Genomic DNA, 22,362 nt, shown 5'->3' with positions numbered 1-22,362 from the left:
AGAGCGCCGCGGCGGGGGACCGCGGCTGCTTTTCTCAGAACAGCATCTTCAGTCCGACCAGCGCCAGCGTTGCGGCCAGGATCGGCACCAGCACCTTGTCCGACGTGCGCGTCGCCAGCAGGCTGCCTAGGATGATGCCGGGGACCGAACCGACGAGCAGCGACACCAGCAGCGCGCCATTCACCGAACCCAGCATCCAGTGGCCGATTCCGGCGAGAAGCGTCAGCGGCACGGCATGGGCGATGTCCGATCCGACCAGCTTGTTCACCGGCTGGTGCGGATAGAGCATCAGCAACGCCGTCATCCCCAGCGCCCCCGCGCCCACCGAGGTGAGCGACACCAGCAACCCGAGCACGGCCCCCAGCGCCACGGTGACGGCGCCGATCCGCGCCTCGCCCAGGCGCTCGAACCTCGGCGCCATGAAGCTGACAAGCCGCGCGCGAAAGAAGGTGGCGACCGAAGTGGCGAGCAGCGCGCACCCCAGCGTCACGGTGATCAGCCCGCCGCTGTTCTTCGCATGCTCCTGCGCGCTCGACAGCAGCAGCAGCGTCAGCGCGGTCGCCGGCACGCTGCCATAGGCCAGCCGCCGGACCACCTTCCAGTCGATCGTGCCGTGCAGGCCGTGCACCCCCGCCCCCACCGTCTTGGTGGCGGAGGCGTAGAGCAGGTCGGTGCCGACCGCAGTTGCCGGATGAAAACCGAAGGCGAGCACGAGAAGCGGCGTCATCAGCGAGCCGCCGCCGACGCCGGTCATGCCGACGAGCAGCCCGACAAGCACCCCGGCGATAGAATAAAGCGGATTGATCGCGAGCACGGGAATCCCTGGAACCTATTCCCCCGAACATGCGGGGATTCCCCGCGAACGCCAGATAGATTTGGTTTCAACGCGGCACGGCGGCCGCCAGCGCCGGTTGGCCGATGTCACACGCCTGTGGCGAACGGCGTGAAGTCGGTGCCCTCGTCGAACACGTCGACGCCTTCGGCGCGCTTGAGGAAGTTCACGACCAGATAGGTCGCCGGCGTCAGCAGCACTTCCCAACCGACCTTGAGCACCCACTGGGTGAACAACACCTGGAGCACGAGCGCATTGGTCCAGCCTTCGGCGCCCCAGAAGGCGAGCGGGTAGAAGATCAGGCTGTCCACCGCCTGCCCCGCCACAGTGGAGCCGATCGTCCGTGACCAGAGCATCCGGCCACCCGTCCAGAGCTTCATCCGGGCAAGCACGAAGGCGTTGACGAACTCGCCAGCCCAGAAGGCGCAGACCGAGGCAAGCACGATCCGCGGCACCTGGCCGAAGATCACCTCGTAGGCGGCCTGGTTCTTCCAATCGGGTGCCGGCGGCAGTTGGACGACCACCCACGACATGAACGCCATGAACAGCACCGCTGCCGTGCCCGCCCAGATGACGCGCCGCGCGCGGGCATAGCCATAGACCTCGGTCAGCACGTCGCCGATCACATAGGAGATGGGGAAGAACAGAATGCCCGCTCCGAACGGCCAATAGCCGACGCCCGGCAACCAGATCTGCGCCACCTTGCCTGCGCCGATCACATTCGACAGCAGCAGGATCGCGACGAAAGCGGCCATCACGAAGTCGAAATAGCGGAAATGCCCGCCGGAAAGGCTGCGGGCGGTGACATGGGCGGGGCGCTGCGGATGGTTCATTGCACCGCACTATGCGAGGCGTTTGCCTGCTACGCAATCTGCGCCTAAAGGCACTTCCGCGCGCGCCCGTAGCTCAGTTGGATAGAGCACGAGCCTTCTAAGCTTGGGGCCGCTGGTTCGAATCCAGCCGGGCGCGCCATTTCTGTTCAGCTTTGGGCACTGCGGCTTCCGGCGTCTGGGATGCTATGATGGCGCGTTCCAACATCGCGTTGCGGCCCGTGATCCGCACCTCGCGGTCGCCGACCTCGACGCGGTCGACGAGCAGGTGGATGTATTCCTTGCGCGTCCTGCCGTCTGGCTCGTGGAGCTTGCGGCGGAGCAGATCGCCGAATTTGGCGATGATCGCAGGCGTGATTCGCCGATCGCCAGCATCAATCTGCCGTTCGAGGACAGCGATGTCCGCCTGGGTGCTGGCCTTCTGCGCGCGGATGTTGCCGAGTTCGGTGGCGACCTGCGGATCGTCCGGGCTGAGTACCTCGAGCCGGACCAGCTTGATCACGCGGGCGCTCTCGCCCTCAAGCTGGGTTAGCCGGCCTCGCAGCCGCTTCAGTTCAGCGGCGCGCTCGGCGACGGCGGTTTCCGAACGGTCCAGCCATGTCTGGAGAAGCGCGGTCAGGCGTTCCGGCTGGACGAGATGGCGGGTTACTGCGCCGACAACCAGATCGTCCAGCTGCTCCATCGAAACGCGGCGTCCCGAGCACGCTTCCGGCCCGCGCTTGATCCGCGCCGAACAGGCGTAATAGCGATACTGACCGGACTTGCCGGTGCTGGTCATCATCCCCGCACCACAGCCGTCCCCGCCGCAACCGCAGACCGCGCGGCTGGTCAGCAGGTTTGTGTTGGTCTTCGCGGCAGCCTCGCCCATCCGTGGGTCACGATCGGCCATCTGCTGGCGAACCGCGTAGAACGTGTCTTCGTCGATGATCGGAGGGACCGGGATCGGCACCCACTCGCTTTCCGGCCGCGTCTCACCGGTGCGCGAGTCCCGCCGGTTGAAGATGACGTAGCCGACATAGGCGGTGTTGGTCAGAATGTTGTGCAGCGTGCCGATGCTGAACCGTTTGCCCCGGATGCGGTAGCCGCGCTCGTTCAGGTGATGGGCAAGGCCCGTAATGCCGATCGGGCCGTTGGGTGTGCCTTCGCGATAGGATTTGAAGATGTAGCGGACCATGTCGACGGTCTCGGGATCGTGCTCCAGCTTCTTGCGGTCCTTGCCGCGCGCCTGTGGCACGCTGTAGGTGCGGAAGCCGATGGGCGGCGTCTGGCCATTCCAAAACCCGTTCACGGCATTGGCGATCATGGTGCGACGGACGTGCTTGCCGTTTTCGGCAGATTGATATTCGTCGAAGATCGCTAGCATCGACACGGCGAGGTCGGACGCCGGATCATCGCCGAAGTTTTGCGTCACCGAGATGATGCGGATTTTCCTGCGGCGGAGCCGCTCGCGATACTGCATGAAATCGAGCGCATTGCGGAACAGCCGCGACAGCGAATGCGCGAGAATGATGTCGACCGGGCGCTCATCCGACTGGGCGAGCGCGATCATTTCGCGAAAGGCACGACGATGATCATCGGTGGCACTGCCCGCCTCCGAGAAGACCCGGACGGTTTGAGCGCCATGATCCTCCACCCAGCGCTCGGCAGTGGCAATCTGATCCGGCAACGATAGGTCGTTCTTCTCCTGCCGCGTGGTCGATACCCGCGCGTAGACGAAGACGCGCTTCCCAGCGAAATTGGCACTTTCCATCATGAGGCCTCTTATGGCGCCATTATCCCCCACCCATAATCGAGCCGTGCTCGCCCTCACCGCGAACATGCCTCGATTGATGAGAAGATCCGACGCTGCGTTAATCGTGCGTGAGGGAGACGATCTCGACGTTCTTTTGACCTAGCCGATTGCGATAACGCCGGAATTCCTGTGCATCGCGGCACAGCCGCGAGGGCGTTTCGACGAGGATGGCATCGACCGGGTGATCGTCGGACTCTGCGGACGCTATCATCTCATGGATACCGTCGCAACGATCCACCGTGCCGCTCGCCTTTTCGGAGAATACACGGACCACCTGAGCTCCGCTGTTCTCGACCCATGCTTCGGCGGCTGCGACCTGGTCGCGCAGCGACAGGCTCCCGCCATTCTGCCGCGATGGAGACACGCGCGCGTAGATGAAGACACGCTTACCGGACAGATTACCGTTTCCCATGTTCAGTCCTTTTCGAACAGCGCCGCGATCTCGCCGCCGAACAGCCGGTCGATGAGTGCGACCTCCTGTTCGAGGGTCGACCATGAATCGTCCCAGGCCGCGCTGACAAGCCCCGGATCGTCACCGCGCGTATCGCGGACGGGCGACGCGGATGTCGCCTGTGTCTTCGAACGTGATGCGCGCCGGCTCATGGGCCGGGCATCGCAGGATCCGCGCGAGACAGTTGCGGGGGGCGCTCGCGATTCTCACCGGACGAGCTTTTGTTAGCGAATTACCGCATTGGGCCAGCAAGGGCGCACAGGGTTCCAGCATCTTGAATCTCTGTCGCTAGACGTTGCCGATTGTCAGGGCGCAGTTATGATTAGCCGGGTCGGGCCGATCGGACCCGTGCGTATTGCCGTCTAGGTCATCGCTGAGTAGGGGGGCACCGACGACGTCACCGCTTCTTGGTCTTGCCCTCCTTCTTTTGCTGCCCAAGTTTTCGCGATGGCATTTCACGCATCGGATCGGTCGATAGAGGCGAGATCATCATGCCGACGTTCTGCGCGCCGCGAGCAGCGGCGATGTCGTCGGTCATGGGGGCGAATGGCAGCTGATTATGCCCGAGCCCGCCGTAGTTGGGCGACACACCGTGCGTGCGACCCAGAACGGCGACCACCTCTTCGGGCACGCGGCTCGTATCCTGCAGAACCTCGGGCAAGATGCCCTTCTTTGCCCGAATATAGCCCACGATCGCGTCCCATTGATAATGGCGGTAATACGCGATGTCGTCGCCGCGATCATTCAACCATAAATGGGCTTGATAGCGCGCCGTATAGCCGAGCTCGCCCGGTCTGGGTCGGTCGGCGATCATCGCCATCGCTTTCTTGCGCAGCGTGTCCCCTGACTTCGCCTCGAGGGCGTGGTCCATACCAAAGGGGCCGAACACGAGCGGCAACGCATCTTCCTTCTTGCCTTGTGTCTGCATCAACAGCCAAAGTGCGGCCGCCGGGTTGCTCTCCGCCACCCATGCATAGTTAATCGTCGCGATCGCCCAGGACACCCGCCGCAGCGACATGGAGGCTAGCCTGGGTCCTTCCGGCCTGTACCGCTCGTTCCAGTCCTGGGCCGTCATCATGATTTCCAGCAACCCGACGGAGGCGTGCTGACGCCAGTCCAACCCCCATCGCGTTGCGGCCGGGCGGTTCTGGCGTGACCAGCCATGGCCATTGCGCTGTTCGAGCCAGAATGCGGGGCTGGACTCGAAATCCCGGGCGAGCGCCTTGGCCTGCTTCGGCGTGGCGGGCGCCACATCGATGCCGTCCAGTTCCTCGGCCGCCGCTGTCAGGCTCGCGGCACATACCTTAGCCCAGGCCGCTGCTGCTTCGGCGTCGCCGCGTTGCAGGACGGTACCCGGCGCGCTCAGGGCTATCGACTGGTAGGGCAGCATCTCGATGGCACGCTTGATTGCGAAAGGCTGATGAGCGGTACTCGCCAATGGGACGCGGGGCAGGAAACGCCGTGTGGAAAGCTCGGCGCCCTCATCGAATGCCATTGCGAGCAGCCCGGCCTGATTGACGGCTAGCCGCGCCAGTTCAGCATAGAGGACGGCAACCAGGAAGGGCGGGAGATAGTCCGTCTCCGGCTTCACCCACTGCTCGCGCACAAGATCCGGCCACGGATCCTCTGCGATCGTTGGAGACAGCGCGAGAGCGCCCTTGAAGTCCTTGGCAAGCACGCGATGGAACAGCGTACCGTTGCGCAGTCGCAGATCAGCGAGATACAGAGCAAGGTCATGCGGCGAGTGACCAATCAGCGTGACGAGATGCTGCAGTCTCGCGTAATTTTTTGACGCGCTGCTCACGGCGAAAGGGTTCGGCTTCAGCTCTTCCCTATCGTCGGGCCTGATCAAGCACTGGCGCCAAAGAGACGCGACCAACTGAGAAATGGTCATGTTGCCGTCAACAATCGCAACCGCGCCATGCGGCAGCTTCTCGAGATCGATAGGCAAGCGATGGGTCGTCCGGGCGATGCCGCAGCCGTCCGTCGCGGGCTGTCCGGCGATCCAGTAATCCCAGCCGCACCGGTAACCTGCCGATGGATCGATGCCGTCGTCGAAGCCAGCCTGCGCGACCGCCGCAGTGACGTCGTCGATGATGGTCATGGTATGTCTCCCGCGCCAGCGTTACCTCCCGGAGTGTTGAGGGATCGTATGTCATCGCGCACGCGTGCGATTTCGCGGTTGAGCGCGGCGTCGTGGTCGGCCAGCCAGGCTTCCTGGGCGATGCTGACGGCGACCAGCGCTTCGGCGGCGGTCGCCAGATCGTGCCATTCCTCGTCAAGTCCGGGCGGGTCCGCGCCTAGTATGGTCTCGATCCGCTGCATCCGACCGATCAGTTCGTCGGCACGACGCGCAAGCGCGTCGTAGCCGTGGAAAAGTTCAGGGCGCCCGCCGATGACGACCGAACGGCTCTCGCCCAATATATCGGTCACGCCTCGCCTCCCACACTGCCCGCGTCGTCAATCGAGGGTCGGTTGGATGCGCTCACCACCTCGTTGCTCGAGGCGTCTGCGACCTCAGCGGCGGTTAGGGGCGGCCGAGGCGGCTTATCGGGATCGACCGGGGAGGCCGCCAGTCGGGGATTGCCACCGTGCCGTTCGATCCAGTCGTGCGCCTCGCCACGATTCATTCGGGCAGGCGGCTCCAGATCTCGCGCCGCCGCCATCCGCCCGATCAGAAATCCCTGCGATCGCGTCATCGGCTTGCGCCGCCACGCATGGCTGTCCGCGTGGTCGCGCTGCCAGACGCGGAAGCCCGCGACCTCTTCCGCATAGGCGCGGCTGGCACGATCGAGCAGCAGCGCCTCGCCGCGCTTCGTCCAATCGTCCAGGTTGGCGCGGACTGCCGCGACCTCGGCCGCGATGCTCGTGACGCCAGGCTGCCCGGCCGCGAACGGCGCGACCAGCACGATATAGTCGTCGAGCGGCTGGTGGCGCAGCCACACGCGCGCCGACGCCATCTCGCCTGTGTACCCCGCGTCGCGTTCCAACCAGGCGAGCGACATGCGATGCCACTGCTCCGACCGGGTGGTGGATAGAAGGCGCGTCTTGGCGTTGCGAGCCTTGCGGTTGATCTCGGCCAGTCGCTCTTCAGCCTTGCGCTTCACGGCCATGGCCGCCTCATATTCGCGGCGGCGGCGGATTTCGTTGGCATCATATTCCATGGGTTGTCTCCTCGTCCGTGATCGGACGGGCTGACGATACGAACCCCAGGTCGCGCCGATTGCGGGGGGCGCTCCACTTTTGCGAGTGATCGGTGCGTTGGCACCTGATGGGCTGGCCGCCGTGGATTCGCACCGGCACCGACGTGCGACGGGGCATCCCGCACAGGTCGGATGGAGCGCCCCCCGCAATACCAATCAGAAAGGGCACCTACGAAGCGGAGGACCACAGACGAGGGAAGATCTGTGGGGTGGGATGCGAAAGAAATGTTGACCCCGGTCAACTGCGCATCCGCTCCTTGTTCCCCACCCCGCCTGTGGCCCCACGATCAGGGTGTCGCGATGCTGCTGGAGACCGAGGAAGGCATATGGGCGCGGGCAGATGCGCAAGTCTTTCGCCTGCTCATGGACGGCGAGCGAACCGGGCGCCGCCTTCAAGCCGCAGAGCGGACCATTGCCGCAGCGTTCCGGCGTGTCGACTCGTTACGCAAGCGGCGTCGCGTAGCGGCGGCTGCCGAACAGGCAGCCGCCAATCGCAAACTGGATCAGGAACTGGCGCGAGCATGGGGGCACCCGATCCGCATCCGCTTCTCGCGGACGAATGAGCAAAATGGGGCATCCTGCGCACGGCGCCACAAGATGGAGAAGTTGGCCGGCGTCTCGAGGCGGGCAGTCCGGACATACCTAGCCCCGATTGTCGACAAGCGTGGGCGCGTGGCCCTTTTCTTCCGCGTGCGATACGTCGGTTTCAAATCGAAGGGTTGGCGTCCGGGCCTGTCTGCAGACCACGCACTGTACATTTTACGCGACGAAGCGATCGAACGCATCGGCGATATGGTGGTCGATGCGAGCGTCATGTCCAATATGGGCAAAGACGCTCAGGAGATCGCGGCTTGCTGGCGCGCCCTCGAAGCAATCGAGGAAGCCTACCGCGCCAACGCGATCGTTCAGCACCGCATCATCTGGAACCTGCCGCACGACATCGATGCGGCAGAGCGCCGCGCAATGGTGCAGGAGTTTTGCGAACGGACGTTCGGCCGGTTGGGCCTTCCGTGGGCTGCCGCAATCCATGTTCCGGATGCCAAGGGCGATGCGCGCAACTATCACGCCCATATTATTTTTTCGCTGCGCCCCTGCGAGCGCACCGGGGAACATGAATGGTCGATCACGCAGGAGAAGCTGAACGGGCTAACGGATCCGGACGGGCTCAAATTGATGCGTGCGCTTGCAGCCGCGCATATGAACCGGGCGTGCCACGCGGCTGGACGGCCGGAACGCTTCACCCATCAGACATACCAGGAGCGCGGCATCGCCGCTGAGCGACAAGCACATGTCGGCGCGGCCGCCATGGCGGCACATGAGCGCGGCGAACATGTGCACTCGATCGCGCGCAATGCCCTCATCGCGGAAAGCAATGAGCTCGCCTTCGAGCAGGCTCACGCGGCAAAACAAGTGGAGGCGCAAGGCAAGCTCGTTGCGCTTCTCGATCGACAGATGCATTCGGATGCCGCGCGCCGACGGGTGGTCATCATCACCGGCCGGGCTCGGGCGGTAGCAGACAGCGCCCGCAACGTCGCGAACGGGCTTTTGCGAACACAGCCGGCGAAGCGCACCGCGCATCGACATTTCGCCATACTGGTTCGCGATCGTGCACATGCGGTCCTACAGATGTTGATCCGCCAGCGGCGGGCGCGCCGTCCATTGGGGGAGACAAAGTTCATAGCCGTCAAATTGGGGGCTGTAGCATGGCAGGTGGCAAACGGGATTAGGTCCGCACCGACACTTCGGGTGCCTGCCCGTCAGGCACAAACAGTAGCAGATCGCATGGTGGTTGCCTCGGTTGCGGCTACCAGGTCATCGGCGTTGCGCAAGAAACTAGTCGAGCAGCGCGGCGAGGCGCTGGCGCTGCGTGAACGACTCATCCGCCAGGATCTGCAACAGACGGCGGATCGGGCGCGACAACTGATCCTTACCGCAAAGATGCCGCCCTATCGCGTTGAGCAGAATCGCCTCATCCTCGACCTGTCGGCAATGCCGAACGGCGAACGTGGCTTGGTAGAAAGCTTGCCCCACGACGACCTCGGCAGGGCATTGCGGGAGCGGCATCGCCAAGATCTCAAGTACCAAGAGGAACAGCGACAGGCGCGCGAAACCGAAGTGAAACGCGTGGAAGCCGAACGTGCCGCGGAAGCCGCTCGGCAATCGCTGGTCGAGGAAGCGTGCCGTATCCTGCGCCAATCCGGACCGCGCCCCTATCGCCGAACCGGCACCCGGCTGCAGCCCGACTGGTCCGTACTGTCTCGCCAAGAGCGCGAAACGGTGACGAAGGTTGGCATCAACGATCAAATACTCCAGGCGGCTCTTGTCGAGCGCGCCAAGCGGGATGATCGTGACGACAGGCTTGTCGCCATGTTGGACGACGTCGAGCAGAACCGGGCCTACATCGCGGTACTCGATAACACGAGAATGCCCGACGCCCAGCTGCTGGCCGCGTACAATCTCACCGACAACGACTTGCGCACCGAAGCCGTGCAGCGCCGCTTGACTGCAATCGCAGAGCAGCAGCGCGAGGAACTCCAGACGATCGCCGCCCATATCGAAGCGCATCCCGCCGATCTGGTGCGGGAGGAAACCGGCTGGACGCTTACGGCAGCAGCACCTCCAGTGGCGCGGCATCTCGTCGAAGCCTGGCGGCACGACCAAGGGGTCCAAACCGTTCTAGCAGATGTTGCAGCGCGCTTCTCGGCCGCGACACCGGCCGCCCCATCGCCAAAGATGCCACCAAAGAATACAGGGAAGGAAGATCCTCAGCCGCCCTTGCCTGTCGGCTCACCGGACGCTGCTCCGCAGGCTCCGGTTGAACAAGCCGTCCCGGCAACTCATCACACCGCCGGCAAATTGCCTGCAGGTGCCCGCCGCATCGCGCGGATAGCGACGAACGCGGAAACGATCTCGCGCTGAATACCAGAAGGTCGGGCGCTGCCGATATCGGAAGCCAGCGCGAAACGCCTTGCAAAAGGTAGGCCCATCTCTGGATGCAGCATGGAAAAGACGCCGACGAAGGTGAATTTCAGGTCAGGATCAAGCGAAGGTTCTGAAGGAAGGGAAAAACAGAAGGTCGGCATCCTCCGATCTACCCTTGCTCAGGCCTTCGTCCACGGTCGGCGCTGCTGACCACCCCCAGCAACTGCGCGTCCTCGTGCCCACCGCCCTGCGCGGTCCGGGCCGATGCCGCGCGTCCGGAGTATCTTCATGATTCCTGCCCCCATCATAACCGTGCACATCGCTGAACTGGATGTCGGCTCACACCTCGGCGTCGACCGCACCATCCCGGTCGGCGCGGCGATCCTGTCTGCCCAGCCGCAGGGCGATCGGGTTATGTTCACGCTCGACAGCATCGTTCTCCGGCCATCCGATCCCGTCGATGCCCTGCTGCACCGGCTCGACCAGCATCTTGCGCACCCCGGCACGGCCATTTTTGGATACCGGCTGACAGAGGCCACCGCACTGCTCGGTCGCTTGCCCGGCGCGGCCGGGTCTCCTGCGCTCCGCACGATATGCGGGACCGGCCAAAACGACGTGCTCAGCCTGTCGGCTCGCAGCGACGCGGGCGTGCTGAGCCTCGAGCAGGCCTGCGCCGAGGCCCAGATCTTCTGTGCCCATGCCGACCCCAACGACCGCTTCACGTCCTGGGTGCGATCCGATGTCGACGCCATCGAGCAGGATGCACAGATCGACGTCATCGCCTGCCTCCGTCTGATCCTCCATCGCCTCGTCGCGATCAAGGCGGGCGGCCGGTCGATCACCACCACGCTCCGCGCCGATTTCGCCACTTGGCTCGAAGAGGCGGACCACGCCGCCGCCCGGCTGCACTTCGCGGACCTGCTCTCCGCCGCCGGCTGATCAACCCACCCGCGTTGCGGCTGAAATCAAGGAAAACTCCCATGCCTCTTATCGACTTTTCGGTCGAGGCGCGCGGTTTCGCGCCCGTCTCGATCGGCCTTGCCGTGCGCACCGTCGCTACCTGTCCCGCAGCCGGTCATCGTCCGGATGCGCGCCTGCTATGCGGTATCGGCACGCTGACCGTCCTGCCGGGCGACGACGGCGGCTATCGCTTCTCCACCGATGCCCGCTGCCTGGGCGAAGGCGACACGGTTCGCGATCTGCTCGACTGGCTGGAGCCGCAGCTTCCGCTCACGCAAACCGTGGTCAGCTGGGACAATTGGGGCTCGGTGCCGCGGCGCCTCCTCGCCCTGGCCGATCCGGCGCGGCATCCGGGCATCGTCGCCGCAGCGGCCGACACCGCCGGACGCTGGCGTGATCTGCCGCGCGAGCACACCCCGCATCTGCGCCAGGCAAAGGCAATGCCCCTGCCGTGCTTCTGCGGCCCCAACGCCGATTTCGAGGCGTGCGATGCAGCCATGCCCCTCTATCTGCTGCCGGATCCCGGCATCGCCGCCGAGCAATTAATCGGTGAGGCCATCGCCGGCTGGCGCGCCTGGGCCGCCGGCCACGGCTATTTCGACGATGCCGAGCACCCCGCCCAGATCGCCCGGCGCGCGCTCGACCGCTGGCTCGCCGACCAGCGCACCCCTCGCTGACCTTCTGCACCCACAAATTGCGGACCCCGCGCGTCCGCCGGAGACCTACCATGCATCATGAACTGACCTCGCTCTGGAAGAGCGACACGCCCCGCTTTGTCGTCGTGCTCGATGCGGAGCGCGCCTATGATCACGAAGCGCATGCCCGCTACCGTGCATCCGAACGGTTCGTACCGGGATATGCCGAGCACCTACCACCCCATGACCCCCGGGTGACGCCGCGCTGGCCGTGCCAGCGCGTGGTGGCCCTGTCGTGGCTGGTGACGACCGAGGCCGAAGATGGCCTTCGACCGATACGGCTGGAGACCCGCGGCCTGCCGGAACAGGATGAGGCCGCCGTCCTTGCGGCGTTCTTCGCCGACATGGAGCATCTCGGCAGCGTTCAGATCGTCACATGGGGCGGCTTCAATAGCGATCTTCCGCAGATCCTGATCGGCGCGATGGATGCCGGCCTGCGACTGCCATCCAGCTTGGGCCGCCTGGTCACGCCTTGGCGCCGGGATGCGTCCGGCCACCTCGACCTGTGCACCGAGATGTGCGGTGGCGCGGCACCTGCGCACATTGCCGAGATCGCCGCCCGGCTCGGTGTCCCTGCCAAACTCACCTGTCGGCCGGATCTCGTCTCAAAGCTGATGCAGCAGGGGAAGTGGTCGGCCGTCCGTTCGGTGGTTGAGGGAGACGTGTGGACGACGTGCGCCCTGCTGATGCGCTGGCGCGCGCTGACGGGCGGCCCCGTCTCCATCCTTGAGGCAACGCACCGGCTCACGTCCTTCATCGCCACCCACTGCGCCCATCGCAGCTACGCCGCCGACTGGCAGCGCTACGGCGACGAGCTGATGGCCCAGGCCTTCGCTGCGGAAACGCGCAAACTGGAAGCGCTGGCGCCGGGAATTGGTGGCTGACGCGGTGATCACGGCCTCTGAAAGGGGGCGGAAACCAAATGATCGGGGCCGATGGCCCCAACGGAGACTAACAACATGACCATCCAGCATTCGCTCGACACCCTGCAGGCCTGGACCATCGGCCTGCGCACCGCCATGGGCTATCCGGACGCCCCCATCGGCAGCCCCGTGAACTTCGCCTCGGGCAGGCGTAGGAACCCCATCGAGGCGCTCCAGGTCGCCGACGTTGTCAGTGATACCGGCCGGGACGTCGTCTACGTGGAGTTTGATACGCCAATCGCGAACGGGCCGATCGGGGTTTCCCTTGCCACGCGCGCGACTCACTGGGTCGATTGGCACCCGCAGGTGCGGCTCTACGCCGCCTCCGACGAGGCGCCGATCGAGCTGCTGACCGACACGCACCGCTGGTCGATCGGCCCGCGCGCTAGTCTGATCGCCTCGCCGCTGCCCCCGCGCAGCCGGATCGCGCGCGGCATGGCGCGAGCCGACCGGCTGTGGCGTGAGGCGGCCGAAAAGGCGTGGGGCATCAAACTGGTCGGTTCGATCCACGTCCCGGATGGTGCGCGCTACGCCGATGGCGTGCCTATGGAGGAATTCGCCGCGACCCTTTGACGCGCCACGATGCCCCATGACACCCGGGCGGACATTGCCTATCGTCCGCCCGGTAATTCCAACACGTCAATCACAGTCCATTTGCGATTATTGAATCTGAATAATCGCACTAAAACCAAAGGCCTTATATGATTTGGTGCAGGAGCTCACGCTGCACTGCTTAGACCATCAACGCTGGGCAATCCCCGCTTGCGCTCAGCAGCCCATGTCAGGCGGCTCCGATCTTCAAAGTGCTACTAGATGCAGCGACACACATGTTGCGGGGCATGCCAGCCATCCCCTACACCATTGTCATCAACCCGCACGCTTTGCATACGCCTGTGAAGGATCCACAAAAGGAACAGAGTTTGCCCAGCGCTCCTTCGGGCCCCGAAGAGACCTTTCGCGAGCAGGCGCGCCGCCTGCTCCGCCAATGGTTGGCGTCAAATGACAACGTTCTTCTTGATTCGATCGACACGCTGGGTAGGCGCGCGGTCAGCGGAGCGTCCGAAGCGAGTAGACGGCTGGATCGCACAATCTCTTTCGGCCAGTCGGCAGCCAGCAGTCTGGATGATCTCCAGGCCCTCATGGCCGATCTTGGCGCGCCGGCCCAGCCTCGCAGGCGATCCCTTTTCAAAGCCGCCCCCAAGAACCACGCGGATCCGCAGACGCGCCTGGAAGCGTTGGTCGAGTCGCTCGATCGCGAACGCGACAATGTCGCCCGATCGCTGATCACGATCGAGTCGGACAGCACAAAACTGCGCGCGGCAGCAGCCGAACTGGACGACGCGCTGGCGTTGATCCGTGCGTGCGCCGCGGCGGTGGATGCGGCAGGTCGCGAGCTGATGTTCGACCAGCCGACCCGCGCCCGATTCCTTTGCGACACTGCGCGAACGCGCCTGCTGTCGCGTGAGCAGGACGTCGCCACGCAACTCGCCGTGACGCAGCAGGGCATCCTCACCCTGCAATTGCTGATCGATGGCCAACATGCGCTGGCGCAAGCGCTCGGCCGGGCACGTGACACCAGCATCGCGGCGCTACGCACCGCGATTGCCGCCCAGCGCGCACTGACCCAAAGCCAGGATATGGCCCGTCAGGCCGAAGCGCTGGAGCGGACGGCGCGAGCGGCGGAGGAAGCGCCCGCTACGCGTGGCGATTTCCAGCGCGTTCTGGACGATGCCGTCGATCAGGTTCGTCGCGCAATCCTCGCCGCGCAGACAGCCCAGCGGGGTACTCCCCTCTAGCGCGACGACGAGTCGATGCACTACCAATGCCAGGATACGCATTCGGGTGAGAACATCAATTGGCTGGATTTCTGGACAAATTGGCGGGATGGCTGGGCGGTCCAGCACGCCCGGATCCTGCGCCGGCGAGCAGCAAACCGTTTGCCCCCCCTGTTTCGGCCGAAGACCCGAGGCTGCCCGACGCGTCGCGGCCGCTGGTAGCACGCCTGCTCGCACTGATCGCCGATATCGAAGCCCGGACGCATGACGACGCGCTCATGGTCTCCGCGCTTACCGAGGTGCGGCAGATGCGCGACAGCCATCTGCCGCGACTGATAGAAAGCTATGCCGAGATCCCCGCGAGCCACCGTGCGGAGATCTTCCGCCAGACTGGCCGCTCGGCGAGCTACAATCTGAACCAGGGCTTCGAGAAGATGGTCGCGCGGCTGGAAACGCTATCGCGCACGCTGGCCCAGGAGGATCTGGACAGCTTCGCCGACAATCTCCGCTTCATCGAAAATCGCTATGGCAAGGACGATCCGCTGCGTTGACGCACGGCCTCTATCGCTCGTCGATCTCGGCGCGAAATTCGGTCAGCGATCCGTTCCCGAAACGAGCCGAAGCGGCGCGGAGACGGTATCGGTAATGCCGAAGAGCGCCGCGCGATCGAGCAGCCGCTCCGCCCAGGCGCGATGCGTCGCCGGCTCGCACATCACGCCGTCATGCGCGAACACCGCTGGCGCATCTTCATCGAGCAATAGCCGCGCCTCTTCGATCTGCTCTGCCGGAACGGCGAGTGCCGCCTGGATCACCGCCACCTGATCGGGATGGATCGCCGTCTTGGTAAGCAGGCCGTGTTCGATATCGCGCGCAACTTCCTCGCGCAGCAATGCGGTGTCGGCGAACTGCTCGAAGACCGGGGCACTCAGCGCAAACCCCCACGGCGCAAACCCCGCGACCAGATTGGCGATGATGCTGCCAAGCGGCCCTTCATAGGCGGTCTGCCCTGCGGTGCGGCGCAAGCCCATCGCGCGCAGGAGATCATTGCCGCCGATGCGCAATGCCAGGATCCTTTCCTGTACCATCAGCAACTGATCGCGAAGCCGGCGCATCTCCTGCGGGTCGCAGGCCTCGCGCGTCTCCAGCGTCGGCATCAGCCGGTGATGATCGTGCAGCGGCGCGACCAGATAGGCGGGCATGCTCTCGGCATGCGCCTTGGGGATGACGAAGCCGGACAATCGCTCGCACCCCGGCATGCGCAGCACATGCTCGAGCATCGCGGCATTGCGCGGCCGTACGAAGAGCAACGGCTCGCCCGGCCCCGGCGACCGCAGGGCGAGCGTTCGGAGGAACGCGGAAAGCCGGCAGAGCGCAACCGGCACATCGCGCTCGAGCACCGCGTCCTCAAGGCACAACACCGCCGAGCGCAGCTCCGGAATCCGCTTTGCGCCGAGCAGCGCTTCGGCTAGGTCGTCGCGCGTGCAGGGAAGATAGAGGGTCGCACCCAGATCCAGCGCCGAAATCGAATTCATGCGTCCCGCCCCAGGCTGCGGATGATCGCCACTGCGCGATACTGTGAGTCATGGCCGAGCGTATCGACCGGAACTTGGTGTTCGGCCGCGAGGTGGAGCAAGTGCGCGACATCGGCGTCGTGAGGATCGCGGACCAGAAGCCGTTCGGGAACGCGTCGCAGCAGCGCGCGCGTCGCCTCGGCGATGCCCGGCTTGATCCGGTTGCGGTCGCGCGTCCCGGCCTGTCTCAGAAGCGCTTCAACCATCGCCTCGCACCCTTCTCTCAAGACCTTCCGTCGGCCGGCATGACCATCGATGGTCCGGGGAGCCGCGGTCGCGGCGGCGGGCGCGATGCCATCGACAAAGGCCCGCGACAGATCAGCACCAGCATGTTGCGGGTAGGTGACACAGGCGTGGAAATCGCCCGGCTTGACCATTTCGGCGTTGAGGATCGATCGGCTCACCAACCCAGAGACGATACCGTTGAGCAGGCCCGAGGCGATCAGATAATCGTCCTCCGTAGCAGCGATATCGGCCTGGCCGGCGGGATCCGCAATGACCGCGAGCTCGGGCACGAAGCCCATCGGGCGGCCGGCAAGCGCAGCGCGGAGCTCGGCGGCGATTGCGCCCTTGCCGGTCCATCCATCGACGAACACCGCATCCGCCGGATCGTGACGCGCGGCGATATGAGCGAGCGCCACAGCATCGATGCCGCGGTCGCGGATGATGCTCACCGAATAATGATGGGCGACATGCCCCCAGGCGCGCAGGGTCCGCGTGAGCAGCACGCCAATCGGTGTGCCGGCCCGGGCCAACGAGACGATGACCACGTCGTGGCCGGGCCGCCGCCCGGCGAGATGCGCGGCAAGGCTCGCCACGTCCTGCGCCAGCCGGGCACCGTTGCGCGCCAAGGCCGCGCGGTACAGCGCCAGATAGCTGGCGTCGGGCACGCGCTCCGGTGCGATCATCTCCGAATAATGGCGGCGGCCGGATTGGATGGCGGCTTCCTTGTCGGCAACCCCAGTCGCCGCCATAGCCACCGGCTTGAGCAGGAAGGTGACATCGGCAGGATCATAGCTGCCCGAAAAGGGGGTACCGGCGCGCACCGAGGGGTCAACGGCCATCGAACATCCCGCCCGCCAGCTGCGACCGTGGCGGCATCATCGCGAAATCGCACAGCCCCATGAAGGGTGCGTCGGTATGGCTGTCGCCGATTCCGATCACCGGCGCATCGGGATAGCGCGAGCGCAGGCCGGGCAGGATATGCGCCACCGCATGCGCCTTGCCGAGATAGGGCGGCATCAGCGCGACATTGTTGCCGTTGCGGTGATCGGTCCAGCCGGCGGGCAGAGATGGCACCGCAGCATCCACCACGGCGAACAGCGCGTCCGCATCCGCGTGGTCATGCTTGGCGAGCGTATAGAGCGGCAGCGCACCTTCGGTAAGAACGCGGGCGTTGACCGGCACGCCCCGCGCCTTCGCCTCGCCGCCGATCGCGTCGGCCAGATCAGCGAGTTGCCCCGCATGGGGCGCAGCCCGGCTGGCGATCGTCTCGGCCCAGTCCGGATCGACCTCGCCCGCGTCGTCCAGTACCACGCCGCCATGCGCACACACCGCCGCGCGGAACGGGATGCGTGCGCGCCGCAACGCGTCCAGGCTGCGCGCAGTCACCGGCACCAGATGGGTGGTCTCCGCCAGCCATTCGAGGAACTGCATCTGGCGCGGCGTCGCATAGCTCAGCGGAGATCCGTCGCGCGCGAAGCCGAGCGGCGTCAAGCGGTCGGCCGGAACGTCGGGCGGGCATTTGCGCAGGGTCTGGAACAGCGTGTCGTCGAGGTCGACCAGGGCAATGGCGCGGATCATGCGACCCAGCCCACCAGCCGGGCGTCGAGCGCTGCGATCAGCGCCGGATCGATCGTCCCTGCGCCGGTTTCATGCGCGATCCAGTTCGCGCGTCCGTCCGCCGGATCGGCATTGTAGAGATAATTGGGCACGCCGGTTCCGTAATTGTCCGAGAAACAAAGCTTCGTCGCCATTGCCGCGCCGAGCCGCGCCGGGCTGCGGCTGGTCGCCTGGACGACGACGTCCTGCCCGTCAGCGGCAAGTTGCTCGGCCAGGCGGAATGGCAGATAGGTGAACTCGCCGGTGCCGATGATGCGCAGCGGCCCGGTAGCTTCGGGCAGCGCCGAGACGGGCGGCAGCGCGACCGGTGCCGCGATCCCCAAGCGCCCGAAATTGCGATGCGCCGCCATGCGCCCAAGCGAGGCCGCGGCGCTATCGAACGCGGCATCGGCCGTCATCGCCGTGCCCTGCGTCCATTCGAGCCGGCCGCGGAGCAGTGCGGCGATCTGGGTCGGGCGCGGCATCTGCGCCGGCCAGTGCTTGCCCACCGACCAGTCGGTCAGCGTCGCCACGACGATCGCTTCCACGCGTGGCCAGACAGCGACCAGCGCATCGGCGAGGTTGCACAGCGTCGTACCGGTCGAGACCTCGTCGTCGACGAGCACCAGGGCACGAGGCTCGGGAAGATCGGGACGGTAGATCAGGTGCGCCGAGGCATGGCTGTGCGGCTCTTCGAAACGGCAGAGCAACGGTGCGTCGAGTTGCTGGCGGGTCGAATGCAGGAAATGGATGTCGTCGCGCCCGGTCGAACGGCACAATTCCTCGTGCAACGTCTGGCCAAGGCACACGGCCGTTTCCGCCATCCCCACGACCATCACGGGTCCCGGCAGGTCGGCCGGAATCTGCCGCGCGAGATCGTGCACGCTTTGCCGCATCCTCTGCGGTGCCGCCGGAAGGTGACGCCCCAGTACCCGCGACACGACCAGGAAGCCGCGCCGCGGATTTTCCCGCGCAGCGAAGTCGCACAGGCTGTCGAGCGGCCAGGTCGCTTCCTCTATCGCGATATCGAGCCGTCCGGTCGCCAGCGCAATCGAGCGGGTTGGCGCGGCCAGTGTCAGCATTCGCAGGTCACCCGGGCGATCACGTCACGCGCCTGGCGCACCACCGCCGCACGGCCAACCACGGAGGTCTCACGCGCCATGTGCGGCTCTATGCCGAACGCATCGAGGAAACTGAGCAGGATCGCGCCCTTGATGCCAAAATTGATGTTCTCGGCAATGGCGCCGCGCTCGCGGATGCGATCGAGGTTGAGCGACGAACTGACCAATCCCACCAGATGTCCGGCCATGTCGAGAATCGGCCCCCCGCTGTTGCCGCTGGCGATCGGCGCGGTGAACTGGAACACGCTACTGTCGTTGCCGATGCCGCACGAGGCAGCGATGTTGCCCGCGCTCGCTTGCGGTCCGGTGCCGAGCAGCCCCTGGAGCGGAAAGCCGAGTGCGACGATGTCCTCGCCCAGATGCAACCCCACTTGCGAGCGGAATTGGGCGACGCCGGGCAGCCCCGCCTCGACATGCAGCAGGGCCAGATCGTTGCGGGCATCGGCAAACACCGTCTCCGCAGCCAACGCACGTCCGGCGACATGGACAGTGACCGATCGGGCATCCTCGACGACATGCGCGTTGGTGAGAATATGATTCCGCTCGATCGCGACGCCGCTGCCGCTGGACGCGCCGCTACCGGGCGGGCGGTGATCGCCGTCCTGCCCGGAACCGGCGGCCGGCTGCAGGCGCGGGATCATCTGCATAACCCAGCGATGATCGATGCCGTGCGCCGCCGCGATCGCGTTCAACCCCAGCGCAAAGCCCTGCCCATTGGCGGATAAGCGCCAGGCACCTTGGTGGCGATAGCATTCGATCAGGATCGCGGCCGCATCGCCGCGGCCCCGCAAGTCGGCAGCGAAACGGAACACGCCCGTTTCCACCGTGACGATGCGGCCGATCGGCTGGCTGCCGCGATCGAAGGCGATCAGCATCAGCCGCTCGACGGGCCGGGGAACGGCATCGAGATCGAGGCGCAGATGGGATTCGCCCTCGAACTGCGCTGCCGGGCGCATCTCGCGGGCGACCGTATCGATCAATGGGAAAGCGGGTGTGATCCGGCGGTCGGCCCCCAGCGCGATCAGCGCCAAGGCCGGCAACGCGCCACCATCGCAGGCGATCGCAAGTCTCTGCGCGCCGGCGATGGCAGCCCGTTCGCCCGCAACCAAGGCACGCATGTGCGGGCCTGTTCCCTGGCGTCAGACGTTCACGCCAAAGGACTGGGCAAGCGGACCCAGCCCGCCGGCAAAGCCCTGGCCGATCGCCTTGAACTTCCACTCGCCATTGTGCCGATAGAGCTCGCCGAAGATCATCGCGGTTTCGGTCGAGGCGTCTTCGGACAGGTCGTAGCGGGCGATCTCGGTGCCGCCATCGGCGTTAAGAACGCGGATGAACGCGTTGGATACCATGCCGAAATTCTGGCGACGCCCCTCTGCCTCATGAATCGTCACGGCGAAGCTCAGCTTCTGTATCTCCGCGGGAAGCTGGTCGAGCGACACCGCCACCACTTCATCGTCTCCACTGCCCTCGCCGGTGGTATTGTCGCCCTGGTGCACGACCGAACCGTTGCCGCCATTCTTGTTGTTGTAGAACACGAAATCGGCGTCCGAGCGAACCTTGCCGCCATCGTTCAGCAGGAACACGCTGGCGTCGAGGTCGAAGCCGCTGCCGTCGGTGACGCGGGTATCCCAACCGAGTCCGACACGCACGGCCTTGAGGCCCGGAGCTTCTTTGCTGAGGCTGACATTGCCGCCCTTGGAAAGCGAAACTGGCATGATGAATACTCCTTGCGGCCAGGATCAGCCGACGTTGACACCGAAGTTGCGCGCGAGCGGCGCCAGGCCGCCCTTATAGCCCTGCCCGACGGCGCGGAACTTCCACTCGCCATTGTGGCGATACACTTCACCGAAGATCATCGCGGTCTCGGTCGAGGCATCCTCGGCGAGGTCGTAGCGCGAGATTTCCCGGCCCGTCGCATCATTTACGATCCGGATGAAGGCGTTGGAGACCATGCCGAAGCTCTGCCGGCGGCTCTCGCCTTCGTGGATCGTCACCGCGATCGCAATCTTCTGCACCTGCTCGGGAACACGCGTCAGGTCGACCTTGAGCGCCTCGTCATCGCCATCGCCCTCCCCGGTACGGTTATCGCCGGTATGCTCGACCGACCCGTCGCTGGAGCGCAGATTGTTGTAGAAGATGAAGTCGCTGTCGCCGCGCACCTTGTCGCCGCTCGCGAGCAGAAAGGCACTTGCGTCGAGGTCGAAATCCGCACCGTCGGTGGCGCGGGTATCCCAGCCCAGTCCGATCAGGATCTTGCTGAGATTGGGCTCTTCCTTCGACAGGCTGACATTGCCGCCCTTGGACAGACTTACCGACATGATGTTCTCTCCTGATTAGTGTCGATTGAGGTGCTCGCCGGTGGGGCCGACCGGGTCCGCGTCTTCCAGCGGCACGGCAGCGGTGGCCTCGGCGCGGTTGCTGCGCAGCGAGGCGGCAAAGGCGATGCCGATGAACCCCGCGCCGATCAGCCCAGTCACCGTCTCGGGGATTTCGAATCGGACCGACAGCAGCATGATCGTTGCGAGCGCGAGGATTGCGTAGAATGCCCCGTGTTCGAGATAGCGATATTCGGTGAGGGTGCCGCGATCGACCAGCATCACCGTCATCGAGCGCACGAACATCGCACCGATGCCAAGGCCGAGCGCGATGATGAACAGATTGTTCGACAAGGCGAAGGCGCCGATCACGCCGTCGAAGGAGAAGGAGGCGTCCAGCACCTCAAGATAGAGGAAGCTGGCGAGCCCAGACTTCACGACGGCGACTGCGGCGCCATTGCCGGAACCGACGACGTCCTCTTCCTCCTCGCGTTCCAGCAACGCGCCGATCGCCTGCACGCCGATATATGCAAGTAGACCGAAAATGCCCGAGACGATGAAGGTCATCGCATCCTCGGGCGCGATCATGCGCGAAATGCCGTAGAGCGCGAGCAGTACCACGCCGAGCGCAAGGCCCGAGACGCGCGAAAGGCTGGCAAAGGGGCGCTCGATCGGGCCGATCCAGTGGCTGTCCTTGTCCTCGTCGAGGAAGAAGGTGAGCCCGACCATCGCCAGAAACGCCCCGCCAAAGCCCGAGATGCCGACATGGGCGCCGGTAATGATCCGCTCATAGGTCACCGGATCGGTCGCGGCGAGCTTGACCGCGTCGATCGGCCCCAGCTTGGCGGCGATCGCGACGATCGCCAGCGGGAACAGGATCCGCATGCCGAATACGGCAATCACGATGCCCCAGGTGAGGAAGCGGCGACGCCAGACCGGATCCATGTCGCGCAATACGGTGGCGTTGACGACGGCATTGTCGAACGACAGCGATATTTCGAGAACGCCGAGTACCAGCACGATCCACACGATGCCCAGCGTTGCCGCCACATCGTGCGTGATCGTCCAGCCCAGCCAGGTACCTAGCGCGAGGCACAATGCCGTGAACAGCAACGACCACTTATAATATTTGAACAATTTCTTCCCCCTTG

Annotated in this window: 23 protein-coding genes, 1 tRNA gene and 1 pseudogene; 9 read left to right on the top strand and 16 right to left on the bottom strand. The window is 65.2% G+C overall.

Annotated features, from left to right (window positions below):
* Nucleotides 1–34 precede the first annotated feature (34 nt).
* Both B215_RS0115920 and B215_RS0115915 read right to left on the bottom strand, forming a co-directional pair.
* On the bottom strand, nt 35–814 hold the full coding sequence (locus tag B215_RS0115920) for a sulfite exporter TauE/SafE family protein (RefSeq protein ID WP_019370639.1): 780 nt from the start codon (nt 812–814) through the stop codon (nt 35–37).
* 107 nt (nt 815–921) lie between these two features.
* Complete coding sequence (locus tag B215_RS0115915) at nt 922–1,665, bottom strand: queuosine precursor transporter (protein WP_019370638.1); 744 nt, start codon at nt 1,663–1,665, stop codon at nt 922–924.
* Nucleotides 1,666–1,727: 62 nt separating this feature from the next.
* Here B215_RS0115915 and B215_RS0115910 point away from each other — a divergent pair.
* Nucleotides 1,728–1,804, top strand: a tRNA-Arg gene (locus tag B215_RS0115910).
* Nucleotides 1,769–2,194 (top strand): hypothetical protein, encoded by a 426-nt coding sequence (locus B215_RS21885; RefSeq protein ID WP_236704457.1) that lies wholly within the window; start codon nt 1,769–1,771, stop codon nt 2,192–2,194. The genes B215_RS0115910 and B215_RS21885 overlap by 36 nt, the downstream gene beginning before the upstream one ends.
* A 174-nt stretch (nt 2,195–2,368) precedes the next feature.
* Here the strand turns inward: B215_RS21885 and B215_RS22155 are convergent.
* The 6 genes and pseudogenes from B215_RS22155 to B215_RS0115870 all read right to left on the bottom strand — a co-directional run.
* A pseudogene (locus B215_RS22155) lies at nt 2,369–3,412 on the bottom strand (recombinase family protein); the annotation flags it as partial.
* Between the two features lie 100 nt (nt 3,413–3,512).
* Nucleotides 3,513–3,866 (bottom strand): recombinase family protein, encoded by a 354-nt coding sequence (locus B215_RS0115890; protein ID WP_019370637.1) that lies wholly within the window; start codon nt 3,864–3,866, stop codon nt 3,513–3,515.
* Between the two features lie 2 nt (nt 3,867–3,868).
* Entirely contained in the window at nt 3,869–4,057 is a 189-nt protein-coding gene (locus B215_RS21430) for a hypothetical protein (protein ID WP_019370636.1), read from the bottom strand.
* Nucleotides 4,058–4,302: 245 nt separating this feature from the next.
* Nucleotides 4,303–6,009 carry a hypothetical protein gene (locus B215_RS0115880; protein WP_019370635.1) on the bottom strand — a complete coding sequence of 569 codons (1,707 nt, stop codon included), beginning with the start codon at nt 6,007–6,009 and terminating at the stop codon, nt 4,303–4,305.
* Nucleotides 6,006–6,338, bottom strand: a complete 333-nt coding sequence (locus tag B215_RS0115875; protein ID WP_019370634.1) for a hypothetical protein — start codon at nt 6,336–6,338, stop codon at nt 6,006–6,008. The genes B215_RS0115880 and B215_RS0115875 overlap by 4 nt, the downstream gene beginning before the upstream one ends.
* Nucleotides 6,335–7,069, bottom strand: a complete 735-nt coding sequence (locus tag B215_RS0115870) for a hypothetical protein (RefSeq protein WP_019370633.1) — start codon at nt 7,067–7,069, stop codon at nt 6,335–6,337. The genes B215_RS0115875 and B215_RS0115870 overlap by 4 nt, the downstream gene beginning before the upstream one ends.
* A 339-nt stretch (nt 7,070–7,408) precedes the next feature.
* Here B215_RS0115870 and B215_RS20995 point away from each other — a divergent pair, with 339 nt between their 5' ends.
* The 7 genes from B215_RS20995 (at nt 7,409) to B215_RS0115820 (ending at nt 14,934) form a co-directional block, all read left to right on the top strand.
* A complete protein-coding gene (locus tag B215_RS20995) occupies nt 7,409–10,027 on the top strand; it encodes a MobA/MobL family protein (RefSeq protein ID WP_160327950.1) in 2,619 nt (872 codons plus the stop codon).
* Between the two features lie 291 nt (nt 10,028–10,318).
* Nucleotides 10,319–10,969, top strand: a complete 651-nt coding sequence (locus tag B215_RS0115845; protein WP_019370628.1) for a hypothetical protein — start codon at nt 10,319–10,321, stop codon at nt 10,967–10,969.
* Between the two features lie 41 nt (nt 10,970–11,010).
* Nucleotides 11,011–11,667 (top strand): hypothetical protein, encoded by a 657-nt coding sequence (locus B215_RS0115840; protein ID WP_019370627.1) that lies wholly within the window; start codon nt 11,011–11,013, stop codon nt 11,665–11,667.
* Nucleotides 11,668–11,717: 50 nt separating this feature from the next.
* A complete protein-coding gene (locus B215_RS0115835) occupies nt 11,718–12,569 on the top strand; it encodes a hypothetical protein (RefSeq protein WP_019370626.1) in 852 nt (283 codons plus the stop codon).
* 75 nt (nt 12,570–12,644) lie between these two features.
* Complete coding sequence (locus tag B215_RS0115830) at nt 12,645–13,181, top strand: hypothetical protein (protein WP_019370625.1); 537 nt, start codon at nt 12,645–12,647, stop codon at nt 13,179–13,181.
* Between the two features lie 347 nt (nt 13,182–13,528).
* A complete protein-coding gene (locus B215_RS0115825; protein ID WP_026009329.1) occupies nt 13,529–14,404 on the top strand; it encodes a toxic anion resistance protein in 876 nt (291 codons plus the stop codon).
* 59 nt (nt 14,405–14,463) lie between these two features.
* Nucleotides 14,464–14,934 carry a hypothetical protein gene (locus tag B215_RS0115820; RefSeq protein WP_152997811.1) on the top strand — a complete coding sequence of 157 codons (471 nt, stop codon included), beginning with the start codon at nt 14,464–14,466 and terminating at the stop codon, nt 14,932–14,934.
* A gap of 42 nt (nt 14,935–14,976) precedes the next feature.
* Here the strand turns inward: B215_RS0115820 and B215_RS0115815 are convergent, their stop codons facing one another.
* The 8 genes from B215_RS0115815 to B215_RS20270 are packed head-to-tail and all read right to left on the bottom strand — an operon-like array spanning nt 14,977 to nt 22,348.
* Nucleotides 14,977–15,915 carry an HpcH/HpaI aldolase/citrate lyase family protein gene (locus B215_RS0115815; protein WP_019370622.1) on the bottom strand — a complete coding sequence of 313 codons (939 nt, stop codon included), beginning with the start codon at nt 15,913–15,915 and terminating at the stop codon, nt 14,977–14,979.
* The gene (locus B215_RS0115810) at nt 15,912–17,018 is read right to left on the bottom strand and encodes a cysteine protease StiP family protein (protein WP_019370621.1); all 1,107 of its coding nucleotides are present in this window, start codon (nt 17,016–17,018) and stop codon (nt 15,912–15,914) included. The genes B215_RS0115815 and B215_RS0115810 overlap by 4 nt, the downstream gene beginning before the upstream one ends.
* Nucleotides 17,008–17,757: a hypothetical protein gene (locus tag B215_RS0115805; protein WP_019370620.1), complete on the bottom strand. Its 750-nt coding sequence runs from the start codon at nt 17,755–17,757 to the stop codon at nt 17,008–17,010. The genes B215_RS0115810 and B215_RS0115805 overlap by 11 nt, the downstream gene beginning before the upstream one ends.
* Nucleotides 17,754–18,857 (bottom strand): phosphoribosyltransferase domain-containing protein, encoded by a 1,104-nt coding sequence (locus B215_RS0115800; RefSeq protein WP_019370619.1) that lies wholly within the window; start codon nt 18,855–18,857, stop codon nt 17,754–17,756. Before B215_RS0115800 ends, B215_RS0115805 begins: the two co-directional genes overlap by 4 nt.
* The gene (locus B215_RS20705) at nt 18,851–20,014 is read right to left on the bottom strand and encodes a trypsin-like peptidase domain-containing protein (RefSeq protein ID WP_019370618.1); all 1,164 of its coding nucleotides are present in this window, start codon (nt 20,012–20,014) and stop codon (nt 18,851–18,853) included. The genes B215_RS0115800 and B215_RS20705 overlap by 7 nt, the downstream gene beginning before the upstream one ends.
* A gap of 21 nt (nt 20,015–20,035) precedes the next feature.
* A complete protein-coding gene (locus B215_RS0115790) occupies nt 20,036–20,611 on the bottom strand; it encodes a TerD family protein (RefSeq protein WP_019370617.1) in 576 nt (191 codons plus the stop codon).
* A 24-nt stretch (nt 20,612–20,635) separates the two neighbouring features.
* A complete protein-coding gene (locus B215_RS0115785) occupies nt 20,636–21,214 on the bottom strand; it encodes a TerD family protein (RefSeq protein ID WP_019370616.1) in 579 nt (192 codons plus the stop codon).
* A 15-nt stretch (nt 21,215–21,229) separates the two neighbouring features.
* On the bottom strand, nt 21,230–22,348 hold the full coding sequence (locus B215_RS20270; protein WP_019370615.1) for a DUF475 domain-containing protein: 1,119 nt from the start codon (nt 22,346–22,348) through the stop codon (nt 21,230–21,232).
* Nucleotides 22,349–22,362 lie beyond the last annotated feature (14 nt).

It is taken from the genome of Sphingomonas sp. ATCC 31555 (assembly GCF_000282895.1).
GTDB lineage: Bacteria > Pseudomonadota > Alphaproteobacteria > Sphingomonadales > Sphingomonadaceae > Sphingomonas.
The sequence above is the reverse complement of the archived record's forward strand: the minus strand, read 5'-3'. Positions and strand labels throughout refer to the sequence as shown.

Coding starts and splice junctions, on each gene's coding strand:
- B215_RS0115915 (WP_019370638.1), bottom strand. CDS start 1,665: ATGAACCATCCGCAGCGCCCCGCCCATGTCACCGCCCGCAGCCTTTCC.
- B215_RS0115890 (WP_019370637.1), bottom strand. CDS start 3,866: ATGGGAAACGGTAATCTGTCCGGTAAGCGTGTCTTCATCTACGCGCGC.
- B215_RS21430 (WP_019370636.1), bottom strand. CDS start 4,057: ATGAGCCGGCGCGCATCACGTTCGAAGACACAGGCGACATCCGCGTCG.
- B215_RS0115880 (WP_019370635.1), bottom strand. CDS start 6,009: ATGACCATCATCGACGACGTCACTGCGGCGGTCGCGCAGGCTGGCTTC.
- B215_RS0115870 (WP_019370633.1), bottom strand. CDS start 7,069: ATGGAATATGATGCCAACGAAATCCGCCGCCGCCGCGAATATGAGGCG.
- B215_RS20995 (WP_160327950.1), top strand. CDS start 7,409: ATGCTGCTGGAGACCGAGGAAGGCATATGGGCGCGGGCAGATGCGCAA.
- B215_RS0115845 (WP_019370628.1), top strand. CDS start 10,319: ATGATTCCTGCCCCCATCATAACCGTGCACATCGCTGAACTGGATGTC.
- B215_RS0115840 (WP_019370627.1), top strand. CDS start 11,011: ATGCCTCTTATCGACTTTTCGGTCGAGGCGCGCGGTTTCGCGCCCGTC.
- B215_RS0115835 (WP_019370626.1), top strand. CDS start 11,718: ATGCATCATGAACTGACCTCGCTCTGGAAGAGCGACACGCCCCGCTTT.
- B215_RS0115830 (WP_019370625.1), top strand. CDS start 12,645: ATGACCATCCAGCATTCGCTCGACACCCTGCAGGCCTGGACCATCGGC.
- B215_RS0115815 (WP_019370622.1), bottom strand. CDS start 15,915: ATGAATTCGATTTCGGCGCTGGATCTGGGTGCGACCCTCTATCTTCCC.
- B215_RS0115810 (WP_019370621.1), bottom strand. CDS start 17,018: ATGGCCGTTGACCCCTCGGTGCGCGCCGGTACCCCCTTTTCGGGCAGC.
- B215_RS0115805 (WP_019370620.1), bottom strand. CDS start 17,757: ATGATCCGCGCCATTGCCCTGGTCGACCTCGACGACACGCTGTTCCAG.
- B215_RS0115800 (WP_019370619.1), bottom strand. CDS start 18,857: ATGCTGACACTGGCCGCGCCAACCCGCTCGATTGCGCTGGCGACCGGA.
- B215_RS20705 (WP_019370618.1), bottom strand. CDS start 20,014: ATGCGTGCCTTGGTTGCGGGCGAACGGGCTGCCATCGCCGGCGCGCAG.
- B215_RS0115790 (WP_019370617.1), bottom strand. CDS start 20,611: ATGCCAGTTTCGCTTTCCAAGGGCGGCAATGTCAGCCTCAGCAAAGAA.
- B215_RS0115785 (WP_019370616.1), bottom strand. CDS start 21,214: ATGTCGGTAAGTCTGTCCAAGGGCGGCAATGTCAGCCTGTCGAAGGAA.